At 60.1% G+C, this 16986-nt stretch carries 16 protein-coding genes and 1 pseudogene; 15 read left to right on the top strand and 2 right to left on the bottom strand.

Going from position 1 to position 16986, the window contains the following annotated elements:
• Positions 1-41 precede the first annotated feature (41 nt).
• Together G6N26_RS16350 and G6N26_RS26575 are read right to left on the bottom strand one after the other, a co-directional pair.
• Complete coding sequence (locus tag G6N26_RS16350; RefSeq protein WP_232067476.1) at positions 42-554, bottom strand: hypothetical protein; 513 nt, start codon at positions 552-554, stop codon at positions 42-44.
• A pseudogene (locus G6N26_RS26575) lies at positions 555-635 on the bottom strand (TetR family transcriptional regulator); the annotation flags it as partial.
• A gap of 560 nt (positions 636-1195) precedes the next feature.
• On the opposite strand from G6N26_RS26575, the gene G6N26_RS16345 reads away from it, so the two are divergent.
• From G6N26_RS16345 to G6N26_RS16275, 15 genes are all read left to right on the top strand, one after another.
• Complete coding sequence (locus tag G6N26_RS16345; protein ID WP_083019347.1) at positions 1196-2803, top strand: SDR family NAD(P)-dependent oxidoreductase; 1608 nt, start codon at positions 1196-1198, stop codon at positions 2801-2803.
• A gap of 240 nt (positions 2804-3043) precedes the next feature.
• Positions 3044-3568, top strand: a complete 525-nt coding sequence (locus G6N26_RS16340) for a hypothetical protein (RefSeq protein ID WP_139799187.1) — start codon at positions 3044-3046, stop codon at positions 3566-3568.
• A 210-nt stretch (positions 3569-3778) separates the two neighbouring features.
• Positions 3779-4993, top strand: a complete 1215-nt coding sequence (locus tag G6N26_RS16335) for a serine hydrolase domain-containing protein (protein ID WP_083019351.1) — start codon at positions 3779-3781, stop codon at positions 4991-4993.
• A gap of 603 nt (positions 4994-5596) precedes the next feature.
• Positions 5597-6529, top strand: coding sequence for an alpha/beta fold hydrolase (locus G6N26_RS16330; RefSeq protein WP_139799188.1), 933 nt, complete (start codon positions 5597-5599; stop codon positions 6527-6529).
• Positions 6530-7156: 627 nt separating this feature from the next.
• Positions 7157-8029 carry an ABC transporter permease gene (locus tag G6N26_RS16325; RefSeq protein ID WP_232067475.1) on the top strand — a complete coding sequence of 291 codons (873 nt, stop codon included), beginning with the start codon at positions 7157-7159 and terminating at the stop codon, positions 8027-8029.
• A complete protein-coding gene (locus G6N26_RS16320) occupies positions 8029-8892 on the top strand; it encodes an MlaE family ABC transporter permease (RefSeq protein WP_083019354.1) in 864 nt (287 codons plus the stop codon). The genes G6N26_RS16325 and G6N26_RS16320 overlap by 1 nt, the downstream gene beginning before the upstream one ends.
• A gap of 65 nt (positions 8893-8957) precedes the next feature.
• Complete coding sequence (locus tag G6N26_RS16315) at positions 8958-9950, top strand: MlaD family protein (RefSeq protein ID WP_232067474.1); 993 nt, start codon at positions 8958-8960, stop codon at positions 9948-9950.
• Positions 9947-10948, top strand: coding sequence for an MlaD family protein (locus G6N26_RS16310; protein ID WP_083019356.1), 1002 nt, complete (start codon positions 9947-9949; stop codon positions 10946-10948). The genes G6N26_RS16315 and G6N26_RS16310 overlap by 4 nt, the downstream gene beginning before the upstream one ends.
• The gene (locus G6N26_RS16305) at positions 10936-11907 is read left to right on the top strand and encodes an MlaD family protein (RefSeq protein ID WP_083019357.1); all 972 of its coding nucleotides are present in this window, start codon (positions 10936-10938) and stop codon (positions 11905-11907) included. Before G6N26_RS16310 ends, G6N26_RS16305 begins: the two co-directional genes overlap by 13 nt.
• Positions 11907-13010, top strand: a complete 1104-nt coding sequence (locus G6N26_RS16300) for an MlaD family protein (protein ID WP_083019416.1) — start codon at positions 11907-11909, stop codon at positions 13008-13010. Before G6N26_RS16305 ends, G6N26_RS16300 begins: the two co-directional genes overlap by 1 nt.
• A complete protein-coding gene (locus tag G6N26_RS16295) occupies positions 13007-14005 on the top strand; it encodes an MlaD family protein (protein ID WP_179960223.1) in 999 nt (332 codons plus the stop codon). The genes G6N26_RS16300 and G6N26_RS16295 overlap by 4 nt, the downstream gene beginning before the upstream one ends.
• Positions 14002-14958, top strand: coding sequence for an MlaD family protein (locus G6N26_RS16290; RefSeq protein WP_083019358.1), 957 nt, complete (start codon positions 14002-14004; stop codon positions 14956-14958). Before G6N26_RS16295 ends, G6N26_RS16290 begins: the two co-directional genes overlap by 4 nt.
• A 45-nt stretch (positions 14959-15003) precedes the next feature.
• Positions 15004-15693: a hypothetical protein gene (locus tag G6N26_RS16285; protein ID WP_083019359.1), complete on the top strand. Its 690-nt coding sequence runs from the start codon at positions 15004-15006 to the stop codon at positions 15691-15693.
• A 329-nt stretch (positions 15694-16022) separates the two neighbouring features.
• Entirely contained in the window at positions 16023-16463 is a 441-nt protein-coding gene (locus G6N26_RS16280) for a hypothetical protein (protein ID WP_232067473.1), read from the top strand.
• A 15-nt stretch (positions 16464-16478) separates the two neighbouring features.
• Positions 16479-16967: a hypothetical protein gene (locus G6N26_RS16275; protein WP_232067472.1), complete on the top strand. Its 489-nt coding sequence runs from the start codon at positions 16479-16481 to the stop codon at positions 16965-16967.
• The last annotated feature ends 19 nt before the right edge of the window (positions 16968-16986 follow it).

Raw genomic sequence — 16986 nt, 5'->3', positions numbered from 1 at the left:
GAAATCAAGGAGCAGCGTGCAGCCCGCAGGACAGCTCGGCGCTACGGAGTCGGCAGGCTCGCGACCGCGATCCTTGCCAACTCGTCGACGATCTGGTTGCGGTTCGGCTTTGCCGGAATCGCAGCAAAAAGCAGGTCGTCGAAGAGTGCGGCCGCGATCACCGAGCCGATATTGATGCGCTCATGCACTCGAAACTTGGTGGCTGCCTTTGTCCGACGATCGAGGCGCTTGTTCCCAGTAATCCGTTTCTCGGCCATCCGGTCCATTACACCAATCGCCTCGAGGAAGATAGGAATATCCCCGGCCTCCTTGAGTACATCTGGCTCGAATACCTGGGTTGCGAAGTAGGTGAGCATCAACCCACGGTTGGCCCTCAGCAGGTCGTACAGACCTGCGACGAACGTTTTGGCGCTTGCTTCGATGTCCAGCTCGTCGCCGGTTTCGGCGTCCAATTTTTCCCGCTCGACCATGAAGGCACGCAGCGGCCCGAACACGACTTCATTGAACAGCGCGGCCTTCGAGCCGAACTGGCGGAATAGCAATGCCTCTGCCACACCGGCCCGTTCGGCGATTGAACGTGTCGTCGCACGTGCATAACCGCGGTCGCAGAACTCTTCGTGTGCCGCAGCTAAGATGAGCTCGCGACCGAGTCCGGGCTGACGGCGAAACCGTTTCTGCGGGTGGTCAACCGCTCCCTCTCTGGCTATTACGGCGTCCTCCCAGGTGATACGGCGATGGCGGCCTGCTCAGTCCATCGGACTGCAGGCCCTAGTGGGCAGTCACTTCACTATAGTCGCACGCCACGAACGATCATCTTTGACCCGCCGGGAACGTGGCCCAGTCGTTGAGGCCGCGGGCACCCTGACCCGCCGTTTCCTGCTGTTCGCGGCAGTGTGCGAGCACACGTGGCTTACCGCTACGTCGATGTGCGGGTCGCCCGATCAACCCAATCTCGCAACGCTCGATGGTGGTCGAGTGGCGTCAGTCGCTTTGCGCGGCCCTCGAAAAGCGGTCGCGCATATCGTCGTTGGTGCTTGTGCGCGTATCGCGCCCGCCGACTCGGCGCGCCTCAGAGGCTGGCTGCGGGAGTTGTGCGGAAGGTCGGCCGCCTTTTGGGTGGATCGTGGCATGTTGCCGGCCGATTCCTCACGATGGTTAAGGTCCGTCACGCTCCTCACCCCGGCGGAGAGGGCCGATGTCGAGAATGCTTGACGCAGCATTTAAAGTAAGTGGTAACTATTATTCAGGAAAGGGAGAGGGCATGAGTGGTGGCGCTGGTGTCGGCGATGGCGCGGTCCTAAAGGGGAAGGTCGCACTGGTGACGGGAGCGGCCAGTGGCGTTGGCAGAGCCTCAGCCGTCGCGATCGCACGCGCAGGGGCCCAAGCAGTGGCTGTCATCGATCTCGATCGTGAACAATGCAAGGAGACCGTACGTCTGGTAGAACAAGCCGGCGCTCATGCCCACGTGATCGAATGCGACGTTGCTGATCCCGAGGCGCTAGCAGCTGCCTTCGCCGAAGTGGAAAGCGCATGCGGCGGCATCGATCTCGTGCACAACAACGCCGGCTTGGTAACCGGCCCGCCGCGGTGGCCTGGGACACCGCTGGGACGGGCGAGGGATGTGATCATGGTCAACCTGGGCGGCGCAGTGTTCGGTACTCGATTGGGAATCGACGCCCTCAAGCGTCGTGGCGGCGGCGCAATTGTCAATACCGCGTCGCTCGGAGCTCTTGTCCCCCATGGTGCAGATGCGGTTTACAACGCAACAAAGGCGGGCGTTGTCATGCTTACCCGGTCCTGCCTCTCGCTGCGGCACGAGGGGATCCGAGTGAATGCGGTTTGCCCAGGCGCCGTCGATACCCCGATGCTTCGAGAAACCGGTGACGGGGATCCCGCAACCTGGCTAAAGGGTTTGGACAGCATCCAGCTGCTGACAGCCGAGCAGGTTGCTGAGGTCGTTCTGCGGGTGGCGACCGATGACCAGTGTGTCGGGCAGGTGATGACCGTCGACAACCCGAGACCGGAGACCGGCAGCGAACCAGTTGTCAGTGTCCACGCCTTTGCGGACGCTCGTCCCGCGATCATGGTGGCCGGGACAGCGCGTAGCAACCCGGCGACCATGGCGCCCGATGTGTCGACCACGCCGCCAATGACCTCGCTGGATGAGGCAATCTACACGACGAGAGCAATGCGTAGGCTACGAGCCGACCCGGTGCCGCAGGAGCTGCTGTCCCAGATCGTCGAGGCAGCGACAATGGGTCCGTCGGGGAACTTCGTCCAGAATTGGCGGTTCCATGTGGTGACCGATCGCGACAAGATCGCGCAGATCGGCAGCTTGTGGAGCCACATTTACGAGCTCTTTCGAGACCAGGCAAGCGGCGTTCCCGAGTCTTTGCGGAAGTCTTGTGAGTACATGATCGACCACTTCCGCGACATTCCGGCCGCAGTGTTCGCCGGTGCCACGGGCTATCCCGGGCACGAAGCGAACCATTTCATGGTCACGACGTGGTACGCGAGTATCTTGCCGGCGGTGCAAAACCTGATGCTCTCGGCGCGTGCCCGGGGTCTCGGAACCACGCTCACTACCGCACTGCTCGCCGTGCACGACGAGGTTCGCACCATCGTCGGCGCCGACGATGACGTCACCTTCGTCGCATGCATCCCCGTCGGATTCCCGAAGGGAAGGTTCGGCCGTCCGGCCCGAAACCCCACCGACGTCGTGGCGTGGCTCGACGGCCGTCCGCTCCAGCCCCCGGCGATGACCTACACCGAGCCGGGTCTGGTCAAGAACGCTACGGGCTGAGGGGCACGAGTGTTGCCTGGCGACGAGATGCGCTCGCCCGAACGTTCATTCGTGCACCGTGGCGAGCGGAGACAGCGATCAAGTCGGCGATACGAGTGCATAAAAGCAACGCCTTCGGTGGTTGCTGTTCCATGCAGGTGGTGACGGTCAGCGCGGGACCACCCGCATCGGCTGGCAGCGTCCGGGTCGCCGGCGGCCGATGATTAGGAGGGACGAGTGCGCATGCGTGGGCGTTGGTTGGTGGCGATCAGCTCGGTTATCGGACTGCTATGGGCAGCGGTGACTCCCGCGTATGCCGATCCCGTGGGTGATGATTCGACCAGTCCGTTTCCGGAGATGAATCGGATCACGACGTGGTATCGGGAACTAGATCCCGCCGACTTTTTCATTCAAGACGCACCAGGTGTCTGGTTCTTGTCACCGTCGGGACTGAACTGCGGCATTTGGAACCTGGGCGCATTCGGCTGCGCGGGTGACATCCCTGGCGCGCCCCCCGGTGACAATCACATCGCTTGGTTCAACGGAAATCGTGCTGTACACCACGGATGGACGGCGGCAATCCAGTTTCCGCGCGGACAAGCGCAACGACCATTGCCGCCGCGCAGCTACGTGACCTCCAACGCAACGACCTGTGCGGTAACCCCCGACGGAAACATGTACTGCGGGCACGGTGAGTTCAAGTTCCTGATGACTCCAACTGGGACCTGGTTCAAGGCCTGGGACGACAGGCGATCCTATGCCTGCTTGAGTTACGGTTCGTGTTGACCGGCCAGCGCGGCAGCTACGTTGCGGATTCGCGCACTGTCGTCGCGCGCACTACGCCGATCGGGAACCTTGCGTTGCGTTCCGGTCCGCATCCTGTCAAGCCGCGTTCAAGACCCTCGTGTGAAGAAGCCCAAAGGCGCTCTCACCGCCTCCTTGACTTACGTGTTAGTGCTCACTATCTTCAAGCAGGGAACGATCTGAGGAGCGCGCATGACCATTGCCGGACTTTGCCTACCCAGGTTCCAACGTGTGCGGGAGGAATTTGAGCGGAACTTCGCCGAGCGAGACGAGCTTGGTGCTTCGGTTTGTGTGATCATCGACGGTGAGACGGTCGTAGACCTATGGGGAGGCGTCGCCGACCGGGCCAGCGGCCGGGCGTGGGACATGCACACCGTGCAGGTGATCTGCTCGTCGACTAAGGGCGCCGCGGCGCTATGCGGGAACATGCTCATCGATCGTGGCCAACTCGATCCCAGCCGACCAGTCGCCGACTACTGGCCAGAATTCGCCAAGAACGGCAAGGACTCGATCCCGGCGCGGCAGATCTTCAACCACCAGTCGGGCGTCTTCCATTGGGAGCCAGTGGTGCCCGACGGCGGTGTGTGTGACTGGAATCTCGTGACGCAAGCGCTTGCGGATACAGCGCCGTTCTGGACGCCCGGCACACGGCAGGGTTACCACTGCTTGAGTATGGGTTACTTGGTGGGCGAACTCGTGCGCAGAATTGATGGTCGTTCGATTGGAACCTTCTTCCGCGAGGAGGTCGCGGAGCCGCTCGGGCTCGACTTCTGGATTGGCTTGCCGGATGAATTCGAGCACCGGGTAGCCACCACAGAAACGATGGATTTCGCCCAGGCTGCCGGGCTCATAGGGCAATTGGCCGAGAGGGCACCACTTCTGGGGCACCTCTTCGGCAACGACGGTGGATGGATGACCGATGTCGACAGACCGGCCTTTCACGCCGCCGAACTCCCAGCCGCGGGCGGGATCACGAATGCCCGTGGACTCGCCGGGATGTATGCGCCACTAGCGGTCGACGGGTCTCAGGACAGCGTTCAGCTCGTCGGCCCGGCCGGGTTGGCGCGCATGCGTACGGCCCAGTCGGCTAGTGACATGGATGCCGTCGTCGGATCCCGAACCACCTACACGATGGGCTTTTCGAAGTCGTGGTCGAACCCCGAACTCGAGACCGGCCCAAACGTGATCATCGGCGAGGACGCGTTCGGTACACCTGGGTTGGGCGGTCAAATGGGCTTCGCCGATCCCTCTTGTCGGATGGCGTTCGGGTACACAACGAACCGCCACGGCTTCGGTACTGGGCTCAATGACCGGGGACAATCCTTGATCGACGCGACTTACCAGGTGCTCGGGTCACCGACGTGTGATCCGGGGTTCTGGGTGCGGCCCGAACCATCACGTGCGTAACGGTGGCCGGCCATGCCTCGGCTCAATGCGCAGCGTCCCGTCATTGCTACCCGGCCGTTTCCAGTCGCCTGTCAGGCGAATGTCTGTCGACAGCCCGTGTCGGCCTCGGTGTGCGGGTTCGACGGCTCGTATGGGGTACGAAATGTTGGCTAGCGATGCACGTGTATCGCACCGGCATATCGAATTCGACTGCCAGACAGCATGAATATAGGGAGGAGCGTTCAGCGTGGCTGGTGATGTGAGTGCTGGTGAGGGCGCGCCGGGTGTGTGAGCGGCTGTGCTTCGCTAATTCGATGACGGCAGTGCAGTCGAACCAATGTGAGCTGGGGCGGTCACGGTACCGGCCCGTTGATCTACGGTCGAAGAATCCAGTGCGTCAATGCCGCAGCATCGCAAGCCTGGGGTCAAGATTGGTTCGAAGCCGAAGTTAGATCGATCACTAACTGAATGAAACCCCGATACCCAACCCGCCGCCCTGACAACCCGCCACCACAATCAACGACACAGACCCCGCGCGCTGCCTCAACGCGAAACTTAATGACTCACAACACAACCGAGAGGAAGTTCACGATGACCGTGTGTAGGTACGAGCTGCGCGTAGACGTGAGCGACGTGGTTCCTGCGCCAGAGGCTGAGCTTGCCGCCACCTTGGTCGTACCGGAGAACGCCGAGGAGGGACCGCGTACGTTGGCGGTCGGCTTCCCGGGTGCCTTTTATAGCCGCGGCTACTGGGATGTCGACCACTCCGGTGGCTATAGCCAGGCGGCTTACCACGCCGAACGTGGCTGGCTTTTCGTCGCGATCGATCACCTCGGGGTCGGTGACAGCAGCAAGCCGGATCCGACTTCGCTGACCCTAGAGACGCTTGCGGCTGCCGATGACGCCGCCTCACGGCGAATCATCGAAGGATTGCGCGCCGGGACACTAGTGACAGGACTCGGCCCGATCAAAATCGAGCGCACCATTGGCTTGGGACATTCCACGGGCGGGTGCATAACGCTGATAACGCAGGGCCGCCACAGTACTTTCGATGGGCTTGCCGTACTTGGCTATAGTGCGGTGCACTCGGTGGTTCCATCACCCGAAGGCGCCACGCAGGCGCCTGCGGTCGAGCGAGGTCGAACCGATGTGGACGTAACCGAATACTCGGCAAAGGAATTCGGCACTGACACGCTCACTTGGATGTTCCACTGGGAGGATGTCGATCCGGCGCTACGAGCCGCCGATGTCGGCAGTGGCTTTCCTATCCGAAGCGTAATGCCCCCGTGGGGCACCTCTTATGCCCCACCGGCATTTGTATCAGCGATTACACCCGGGGTGGTGTCGGCTGAGGCGGAGGTGATCGAATCGCCGTTATTCCTCGCTGTTGGCGACCGAGACGTTTGTCCCGATCCGCGTGCTGAAGCAGCGGCATATCGCTCAGTTCGAGACATCACTCTTACCGTCGTACCCCGCATGGCGCATATTCACAACTTTGCCAGCACGCGACATCAGCTCTGGGGCCGTCTGCACGCATGGGGTGACGCGCTGGCATAACTTTGTGCGACGCGGGTGAGGAGCTGCGGTTCTGGATCGCACGCGAACCCAATGTACCGACCGCCGGCGCCGTCACAAAGCCGGTAGCTGCCGGTTGACCCAAACCCAATAACCAATCCAACCGCCGACCGGCAAGTCCTTGTTACGCAAACTTGCATCAGTTCGTGCAGCAGAGCCATCCTGCAGTCCACAACAAAGACTTCACGGATGCCGTGTCGTTGACACGTCGGCCAGGTTCAAGGACGACCGCAGTTCGTAGGGCAGGGTCGGGGCTCGTCGATCCGCGGGGGCGGCGGGGCGGTTGATGGGAATTCGCCGCGCTTTAGCGTTGTGCAGGCCGCGTGCGGGGAACAGAAACAGAGAGCCCAGCCGGCAGATCTCGAGCGTCATTGTGCAGTCTGCCGGCGTCGTCCACAAAGCGTGCGGCGATCGATCGAGGATCGTATCGGAACCGCGATTAGCGCGAAGGGCGCAGGAGGGTTTGCCTCAAGTGACGGGAGAGGCAACGAAAGCCGCATCCAGACTTCGCTTCTGGGTAGCAGGTTCAACGCAGACAGCCGGATGTACAGCCTCTGGCAGAGGGCAATAGGTTGTGAGAAGTGAGTACTTACATGTATCGTGTGGCGCGTGACACAGCTCGTTCTGCTACGAGGGGCCGGGACGCCGAAGACTCGGCGCCCTGCGAGCAGTCCGGCTGCACGGGTTGCGACCGGACTGCTGCAGATCCCCGTTCGCAGCGCTGCGACGACGGGCCGTGCCCTGCAGCTATTTCTGGGCGTCCTCCGTTACACAGTTACCGATACCGTCTCGGTGAAGCTGCCGTTCGGCGAATTCCTGGTTCAGGCTTGGTCGCTGCTCACGGTGACGGCGATACCTGCTGTGTTGATGGCGATTCCGTTCGGCGCCATGGTCTCAGTCGTCACCTCGGGGCTCGTAAACCAGCTGGGGGCGAACTCGCTGATTGGCGCTGCGAGCGGAGTCGGCGTCATCCGACAGGGTGCACCGATTACTGCGGGCCTATTGCTGGGCGGAGCGGCGGCTTCGGCCATCGCCTCTGACCTCGGAGCGCGAGCGGTCCGGGAAGAACTCGATGCGTTGCGCGTAATAGGCATCGATCCGGTGCGCCACTTGGTGGTTCCGCGTTTTCTCGCTTTGCTGGTCATTGCGCCGATACTGTGCACCGTCATCTTGGTTTCGGGAACGACGGCCGCGTACGTGTTGGCGGTCATCGTCACCGATGTGGCGCCCGGCAGCTACTGGATGTCGTTCGGAACATTTACGAAGGTCGTCGATATCTGGTTCGCGATGGGTAAGACCTTCGTGTTCGCAGCAATCGTCGCGATCATTTCGTCGTTCCGCGGGATGGAGGCGAAGGGCGGCCCGAAGGGGGTTGCCGACGCAGTCAACGCATCAGTGACACTTAATGTGGTTTGCATTGTGATCGCTAACCTCGCGATCACCCAATTGCAAACGATGTTTTTTCCGATGGCGATTGCCTAATGGGAACGAACACCGTGGCGGCGCCATCCGTCCTTCTCAGCAGTCGACTTCTTTCCGTGCGGCCACTGCGCCGAACGTTTCGCGAGACTGGACAATGGATCGTTTTCATTGCCCTGACTCTTTGGTATCTACCGCTGTCTGTCAGGCGTTACCGTCAACAGACACTGAAGGAAATGACGAACCTCGGGTGGGGTCGAGGGCGGATCCTCGTTGACGGCGGGGTTATGAGCGTATTTTTCATCCTCGGCGTCGCGATAGGTGGATCATTGGCCGTGGAGGCCTACGCCACGCTCAACATCATTGGATTTGGTGCGCTGGCGGGAATTACCGGCGGAGTGGGGGCGGTCCGAGAGATCGGACCACTGGCGGCCGGAATCGCCTTCGCCGCGCAAGCAGGGTGTCGAATGACTGCCGAGATCGGCACCATGCGTATCGCCGAAGAGATCGATGCTGTGGAAGTCATGGGCCTGATGCCGATACCGTTCGTGGTTGGTACCCGGCTGATCGGCGGTATGTTCTGCGTAATTCCGGGCTATCTGTTGACCTTGGTCACGCAATTCTTCGTGATGGATTTGGTTATTCGGGTCTTCAATAACGAGCCGGGGGGAACCTATCTGCACTATTTTTCCCAATTCACGACACCGACCGATCTTGCGTACTCCTTGATCAAGGCTGTGGTGTTTTGCGCGGCAATAACTGTGATTCACTGCTACTACGGCTACTTCGTTACAGGCGGTCCCGTTGGTCTAGGGCGTGCGTCGGGCCGAGCGGTACGCGCAAGTCTAGTGGCCATCATGGTCCTCGACTTCCTTCTGACCGTGATGTTGTGGGGTTTCCGTCCCACCTTTGTGTTCAAGGGGTAGGGCGAGAAGTGTTACTGCGAGGTTCGGAAGAAACCCAGACACGAAAACTGACCACCGTCGGCTTGGTGGCTGTGCTGTGCGCGGGACTCGTCGTGTTGCTCGTCGCCTACAACCCCTTCGCCGGATCCGGACACCGCGGGATGTCCGTGACGATTGACGCCCCGTATGTCGGCCAAGGGGTTGCCACCGGGACAGCGGTGATTCTGCATGGCGTCAAGGTAGGGGAGGTCACCGGGGTCGCCACTCTGGCCGGTGGAGGCGTACGACTGCTCGCAGATCTGCAGCCGGGCCCGGTGACGGGGCTTACCGACTCGATGAAGATCGACTTCCGGCCTATTAACTATTTCGGTGTGACCGGCATCAGCATCTCGCCTAATACTGGCGGTAGAGCGCTCCGGAATGGGATGCAGATAAGCACGATTCCTGTAGGGAACTACACCCTTCAGTCGCTGCTGTCTGGTCTGGGTGACCTTTCCAACAGTGTGTTGACCCCCCAACTCATCGAGGTGATCAATAGGGCGACGCGATACATCGACTCGCTACAGCCGTTTGTCGAGACCATGCTCATCACCGCCAACACGCTAGCTCACGTCCAAACCATCAGTACCGCACAGCTTTTGGTTAACTCGACCAAATTGAGCACCCCGCTTCCCGGCTTCGTTAGCACGGCCACCGAAGCCGCTGAGAAATATATGCGCGCCGATGAGCGAACTGCCACTCACGTGAACCTGCAGGAGATGTCCGAGGAAGGCTTCAATACAAGGCAGAAGAAGCTCATGGAGTACTCAGCCGTAAACATCTTCGGTTCGACCGGGAAGTTGCTGGAGAGTCATGTCGGTGATCTGCTCCCGTTGGTTGACTCCATCAAGGCTCTAAGCGATGTGGTGCCACCGTTGATCAGACCCGAAGGTATCGCAAACACGTTGGTGCAGCTACGTACTCGCTTCGAGCAAATGTACGCCGGCACTCCCGAGCAACGCGCGCTGCAAGTGCGGATTGTCCTGGACAAGCTTCCGGGACTGGCCGCCCCACTGGATGCAATCGGAGGCCCAGAATGAAGCCGCTGGCGGCACTATGGCGGCTCGCGGTCAGCGTCTTGCTCGCCGGCGTGCTCCTTACTCTGGTCGTCAATGTCATCAGGGAACCGGTGGAGGCCAAAACTGACAAGTATGTGGCCGAGTTCACTGATGCATCGGGTTTGCATATGGATGCCGACGTGCGTGTCCGCGGCGTCCGCGTGGGCAAGGTGCTGTCGATCGACCTTCAGCGACACGGCGGCCAAAGCGTTGCCGTAATCTCATTCACCCTCGACACGCGGTACGGGATCGTGCCCAGTACCCGGCTTGCGATCAAATACCAGGCGTTGACCGGTTCGCGCTACATTGCCGTGGTCGAACCGTCCGAGTCGTACTCGCGCAAAGTCATTGTGGCGCATGTCCCGACGTCCATGACGCAACCATCGTTCGACATCACAAAGTTGTTCAACGGTCTGCAGCCGGTGATCGCCACCCTGAGTCCCGAAGAGCTCAACACCTTTGCGGCTAATGCGGCGTCGTTCCTATCCGGAGACGGTGACGGTCTGGGTCCGATGCTCGACAGCTTGCACAAGCTCACCGATCTCTTGTCGGATCGTCAGCAGGTGATCGCGACATTGATGCGCAATTTGAACGAAACCGCAGACGCCATAGGCGGTCATTCCAGGGACATGGTTCAGATCTTGAAATGGCTGAACCTGCCCTTGGATGCCGCGCTGACGGTGCTCGACGAATTCAGAAAGCAGGCCGTGTTCGGGCCCGAGTTCACCGCCGAGGCCAGTCGATTGCTGGGCAACGTGGGCTTCCGGTACGGGTCCGATATCGATGCATCGCTGGACCGGGCGTTCACGAACATGGATAACTTCATCGAATCGATCAAACTCGTTCCGGCTATGTGGGACAACATTCCGCCACCCGATCAACCGGGAACGCCCTTGCCGTGCTCGCGGGGACGCGCCCAGCTGCCGGCGACGATGGATGTACTGCTGAACGGGCAACGGGTGGTCTTGTGCAACAACTAGGGAAGGCACTTCGCAACCCGACGTTATGGGGGGCCGGTCTGCTGGCAATCTTCAGCGTGGTCGCTTTGGTGGCGGCCTGGCTGTACGTCACGCCGCCGGGTCAGAAGACCGTCGTCTTTTACACCCACGATGCAGCGTCGATCCGCCCAGGAGAGCAAGTGCGTATAGCCGGCATCACCGTCGGCAAAGTGAAAGACCTTTCGTTGGAGTCGGACCGAGTACGAGTGCGGACACGGGTCGACAACGACGCGTTCGTGGGAGACCGGTCGCAGGTCCAAGTGCGCATGCTCACGGTGGTCGGCGGCTACTACGTGGATATCGTGTCGCTCGGCGATTCGGCACTGGGCAACAACCCGATTCCCTTGGAGCGCGTCACGATGCCCTACAACCTGATGCGGACGCTTTCTGATAGCACCAAGCTCACAGAAAACGTTGATCCAAAGCCAATCAATGAGTCTTTGAACGAAATCCAGCAAGGGCTCACCGGCCCTAACCTCAAATCGATCGCGGCAGTCATCGACGCCGGCAACAGTCTGATGTCAACGATAGACAAGCAACGTGGACAGATTACGGCAATTCTGAACCTGTCCGATGAGTACATTCGGGCCTTACGCGATTACGGTGACGAACTCAAGCAGCTCGTCCAAAAAATTTCCATACTCGAAGAGACGCTGGTCATCTATGGCGCGGGTTTCGGATCGGCGTTGAAGGGCATGGGTGACGTTCTCGACAAGCTCGAACCGGTCGGAACCTTCTATCTGAACCACCGAGACCTGTTCCTCGAGAAGGTCCGTAACTGGACGGTGAAGGCGCGCATGTGGGCCGATCGCAGCGGCGTGATAGTGCGGGCACTGCGCTTGGTGCGTAACAAGATTGAGCGCGTCCTGGATGCGCAGAACGCGGCGCCGGAACTCTTGGCAACCGACTTGTGTTTTCCTCTACCGGAAAAGCCGTGCTGATGCCCGATTTGACAGTCTGCAGCGCTCGTATCGGGCGCACCGCCGCAATCGGAATCGTGGCGGTGGCAGTGATTGCCGTCAACGCCTCGTGTGCGCCGCACATCGAACGCCGCTCAGCCGAGTACTGCGCAATGATGTCCGACGCGATCGGACTCTATGTCGGCAATCCGGTTACCCAGATGGGGTACACGATTGGGCATGTCAAATCTGTAACCCCGACCGATTCCAGCGTCCGCGTTGACTTCGTTGTGACGGAACGGCGATCCTTCCCCCGTGACGTCACAGCGCTCATCAGGTCGACGTCGATTCTCGCCGACCGCTCTTTGGAACTCGTTGGCAACCCCAGCGCGGGCCCGAAATTGGCGCCGGGCCAATGCATATCGCTGAGCCATTCGATGACTCCCAAGAGCCTGTCCGAAATAATTGGATCGGCAAACAAGTTCGTCAACTCGATCGACCCGTCCGGCTCGACGAACATTAGCGACGTCGTAAAAGGGCTCGACGAATCGATACGCGGCAAGGGCGTGGGCATCAACAAGTTGTTGACGACGACGTCGGCGGTATTGGACAGTCCTGATCAATCCATCAGCGACATCGGGTCCATCATCGCGAACCTGGCCCAGTTGACGTCGACACTGAGGGAAATCAGAGAGCCGCTGAAGCAGGTATTGCTCGATGCGCAGCAGACCACGCCTGACCTCGCTCTAGTGACCAAGGGCACTTATCAGATCATCAGATCGGTGCTGCCGATCCTCACCATGGTCGCGGATGTAGAACGCAATCTCGGCGACGAGGTGCAATTCACGCTCGATGCGACGGGAATGGCCCTTCGGAAGGCCAGCGCGCACGCACCGCGCCTGGCGAACCTGATGAACCCGGTGCCGTGGTGGATCAACACAATTGCCAATCACTACAACAATCGCGCGATCACGTCGATACGGTACCGCCCGCCGCTGTACCGAATTCGTACGCCCGACGGAGTGGCACTTTGCAACATCATGAATGCATCGGCACCCGGCAGTTGTGCGAACGTGCAGGGGACGCCATACGCGGTTGACGTGGCCTTGCTCCAGTACGTTCTGACCGAGGCGGCGAGACGATGAGGGCTCGGAGATTGCGGGTTGCACTGATCCTGGCGTGCGGCGTCATCGTCTCCTCGTGCGCCTCGATCAACGTGAATGCGTTACCGAGTCCGGGCGATGCGTATCGCGACGGATACGACATCGTCATCGCGTTCAACAATGCGCTGAACCTACCCGCACGGGCCAAGGTGGTGCTGGACGGGAAAACTGTCGGCGTCGTCACCAACGTCGCGGGAACCGCCCGTCAAGTCGATGTCACCGCCCGCATCAGCGCCAGCGTCGCCCTGCCCCAGAACATTCAAGCGTCGTTGCAGCAGGCTACGGTCCTGGGCGATCTCTATGTGGCGCTCGACCGCAATAAATCGGACCAACCGGCCAACGGCATCCTGCGCTCTGGCGGACGAATCCCGTTAGCACAGACCACATCTCCGCCACAGCTGGAAGACACGATCGCGCATCTGGCGAACTTCATCACGAGTGGTTCGATCGAGCGCGTGCAAGAGGCGATCGTTGGCTTGAACCGAGTGACTCCGCAGGGCGACGGTGCGGTACGCAAGTTGGCGTCGCAGGTCGCTGCTGATCTCTCGGGTCTGTCGGACAACATCGACGTCGTTGACCAGCTCCTGAACAACGCGTCCGCGACCGCTGAGGCCGTCCACAACCGAATACCGGCCTACCAGGACTTGTTCTCGCCGCAGGGGTTGTTGGGGATGTATCGGATGCAGGTCGAGACGTCGTATCTGAGTGAAGCCATCCCCTCCATCGGCAGCATATTTAGAGGCGGCTATTGGTTGGTACCTCTGCTTACTTCATTGGCGAACACCATGGGCGCGTTGCAACATTCCAAATGGGCCTTCGAAGAGGAATACCCGGCATGGCAGAAGTTGTTCACTGACTTCTTCCTTCCGCAAGATCAACATCCGGCAATCAACATCACCTCGATAGTCGGACCCGACGGGCGGGAACTGTCGGGCAACGTCCAGGACGTGCTCCGGATTTTGGGAGCGTCGCCATGAAAGTACGCGAGGCAAGCTCCTTCGCTGCCTTTGGATTGATCATCGCGATTGCGATCCTCTACATCAGCTCCTTGGGCGTTCGTCTCGGGCCGCCGGCCAACCGGACAAATATGTCCATGAGCGTGGCCGACACCAACAACCTTGTTGTGGGTTCGAATGTTTTGCTGCGAGGAGTTCCGGTCGGGAAGATCAGCAAAATCGAAACATCGGTCCAATCGGCCACTGTCTACTTCTATGTCGACAGCCGCTTCCACATCCCGGCCGACACCGATGTGCGTCTCGACAACCTTTCCGCGCTGGGCGAATCGTATGTTGCGCTGCTGCCCCGGACCGAAAGTGGCCCGGTATTCCGGGAGGGACAGCACATCCCGATGGGGTCGGTCACTCAGCCCGCGTCGATATCAGAACTGGCGACAAGCGTGGGACGAGTTCTCAACCAACTCGACCCGGCCGCGCTCCAACGCATCGTCAGTGAGACCGACACAGCATTGCCGGATGTAAATGCCGTGCTGCCCAACCTGTCTCGTGCAGGCACCCTGTTGAGAAACACAGCGGCGGGAATGCACGGCGCGGGGCGCGCGCTGCTTGACAATTTTCAGGTGCTGCTGGCCAACGCCGGCTGGGTCGGTAATGTCCTGGCGGACGTGACGCCTTACGTTAAGCCGATAGGTCAGGATGCACAGTATGTCGGGACTGCCACGGTAAGGCTGCGTTACGCGGGCGGTCCCCAGTTTCTGGCCGACTTCAAAACTCTCATTGACCGGGTTCAGCGCTTATTGGACAGCAATGGTGGTGATTTGAGGGTGCTGGGCGAAGCATTCAACCCGCACATCAAAGGAATTGCAGGCGCGCTGTTGAACTTCGACGCCGGCCAAATTCTCTCTAACGTACTAGCTACGGTGCCAACGGATGGCACTGTTGAGCTGCATATGGATATTCCTCCTAGTAGATAGTCGGATTCGGCTTCAGCGAGGTCGTGGATCTGAGGAAGGTACAGAATGACACATACAACAGTAGATAGTGAACGTGATTCACTCGAACGTGACGATGCCCCGCAAGATGCCGCGCGTGAACTAGGTGAGCTGAATGCTCGGTGCGAATCAATAGATCAGGAGCCCGAGGAATCAGTCGTCGAGGACCGACGACGCGAGAAGAAGTCGAAGCGGCTGCAGATTTCGGTGTCCATTCGCAGTGTCTCTATGATCTTGCTGATCACTGTTCTCATCGGTGCGAGCGCGACGTTTGCATGGCTGTATTTCGGGGCAAAGCGAGAAACCGACGCGATGCACCGCCAAGCAGCAAATGATGCAAGAGCGGAGAAGGTTGCCCTTGACTACGCGGTGGCCGCTGCCGAGATGAACTTCAAAGACCTGAATGCGTGGAAAACCAAGCTGGTGGCTGGGACAAGCCCGGAACTCAAGGCGAAGCTCACCGACGCAGCGACATCCATGGCACAGATCTTGGTGCCATTGGAGTGGACTTCGACAGCCCGTCCGCTGGCGTCCAAGGTCCGCTCCGACACCAACGGCGTCTTCGTGGTCGACTCCTTTGTCCGCGTGCTAACCAAAACCTCGCAATCCCAGGATCCTTTGCAGTCCACGGCGACCTACAGCATCACGATCGACAGCGCCAAAAATTGGCTGATCACGGACGTCGGCGGTCTTGGTGCAGCAGTAGGGGAGAAGTAGCAGCGGCGGTTGTGGTGCGGGAGAGACGAACCATGAAGCGAAACGGCAGAGGATTCGAGCGCGGCTTGCCAGGCGACGGCATACGGCGCAGATGCGCCGAAACAAGCGTGCGGAGTCGAAGCGGTGCGTGGCCGGTTTGGCTGGCCATATTGTCAACGGCTTCGATCATGAATTGCCCTGCCGTGCTAGCAGATCCCGCAGACCCCGGCTATCCGGTTGAGCCTTTTCGTCCTTCAACGGTCGTCATCCAACGAATGCCGGAAGTCACTCCGGTGCCTTCGGACTCAAAGCCGTTGTCGCCCTTCCCCTATGATCAAACTAGGGGAGACGTGACCGATGCGGACGTCACCGCGGAACGAGAGATGTGCCAGTGGTACAACGCACAGTTCGATGAATTGATCCAGCAGATCGACAGCTTGCAAGCCAACCGGATCACGCCCAATGGGCCCGGTGTGATCATGGGTTCGGCCAGCGACTGGGACTACAGTATCGGGGACTTGCAACAGCAGGCGGACATCGTTACCGCAAACATCGACCAGTCGGTGAACTTTCTCGCGCCCCGCGTCCAAGCCCTGACGCAGAGTCAGGAGCACGCAGGCGACCTCTATTTCCCGCTCTACCAGGCGAAGAGCTTTTATCTGCTGTGGCAACACCTTTCAAACGTGAGCTCAGGAATTAAGAGCCATCAACCCGACTGGTTCACAGGTCCCTCGTTACAGCGCGTCAAGCGGTTCGGCAGCATGATCAATCGGTCACATGTCTGCCGATAGGCCCTCGGTGATCGCATGGGCGTGCCATTGCGCGATGCTCGGGCGCACGCGCGCCCGGCGGGTGTCTACCTAGCAAGCATGCGCCATCCGACGTCGGCGAGCAGCGTAGGTGAAAGTGGATATCTCGTGGAGGCAGTCGTGGTTCGGACGTTGATTGTTGCGTTGACGGTCGGCGTCTCAACGCTGACATTGACGCCAACTGCTTACGCCGAGGACACCGTCGCGTATGAGATCACTTCCACAAACATCGGCGAAGTCAACCTGGAGTACTACGACCAATCCGGACGCAGGGCGCTGCAACATGTACAACTGCCATGGCGGATGAATGTGCTGGTCGCAAACCCGCATAGCAACGACGCCGAAGTTCGTGCTGACTGGCGTCCTGCCGCAATGCCTTCCAAGTGGGTCACCGTGCGGATTCTGTACCGCGACAGCGTCCTTTGCGAGAACACGCTGGACGTAGGCAACGCGGCGTGCTACGGCAGCACATCCTTTAGAAACTGATTTGGCGCAGGATCAATTC

The sequence above is a fragment of the Mycobacterium marseillense genome, assembly GCF_010731675.1.
GTDB lineage: Bacteria > Actinomycetota > Actinomycetes > Mycobacteriales > Mycobacteriaceae > Mycobacterium > Mycobacterium marseillense.
This window is presented reverse-complemented; position numbering and strand designations above follow the sequence as displayed.

What these genes read in the sequence shown, in the direction of transcription:
- G6N26_RS16345 (WP_083019347.1), top strand. Translation starts at nt 1,196, where the DNA reads ATGTCGAGAATGCTTGACGCAGCATTTAAAGTAAGTGGTAACTATTAT.
- G6N26_RS16285 (WP_083019359.1), top strand. Translation starts at nt 15,004, where the DNA reads ATGACACATACAACAGTAGATAGTGAACGTGATTCACTCGAACGTGAC.
- G6N26_RS16290 (WP_083019358.1), top strand. Translation starts at nt 14,002, where the DNA reads ATGAAAGTACGCGAGGCAAGCTCCTTCGCTGCCTTTGGATTGATCATC.
- G6N26_RS16300 (WP_083019416.1), top strand. Translation starts at nt 11,907, where the DNA reads ATGCCCGATTTGACAGTCTGCAGCGCTCGTATCGGGCGCACCGCCGCA.
- G6N26_RS16320 (WP_083019354.1), top strand. Translation starts at nt 8,029, where the DNA reads ATGGGAACGAACACCGTGGCGGCGCCATCCGTCCTTCTCAGCAGTCGA.
- G6N26_RS16335 (WP_083019351.1), top strand. Translation starts at nt 3,779, where the DNA reads ATGACCATTGCCGGACTTTGCCTACCCAGGTTCCAACGTGTGCGGGAG.
- G6N26_RS16310 (WP_083019356.1), top strand. Translation starts at nt 9,947, where the DNA reads ATGAAGCCGCTGGCGGCACTATGGCGGCTCGCGGTCAGCGTCTTGCTC.
- G6N26_RS16295 (WP_179960223.1), top strand. Translation starts at nt 13,007, where the DNA reads ATGAGGGCTCGGAGATTGCGGGTTGCACTGATCCTGGCGTGCGGCGTC.
- G6N26_RS16275 (WP_232067472.1), top strand. Translation starts at nt 16,479, where the DNA reads ATGGGCGTGCCATTGCGCGATGCTCGGGCGCACGCGCGCCCGGCGGGT.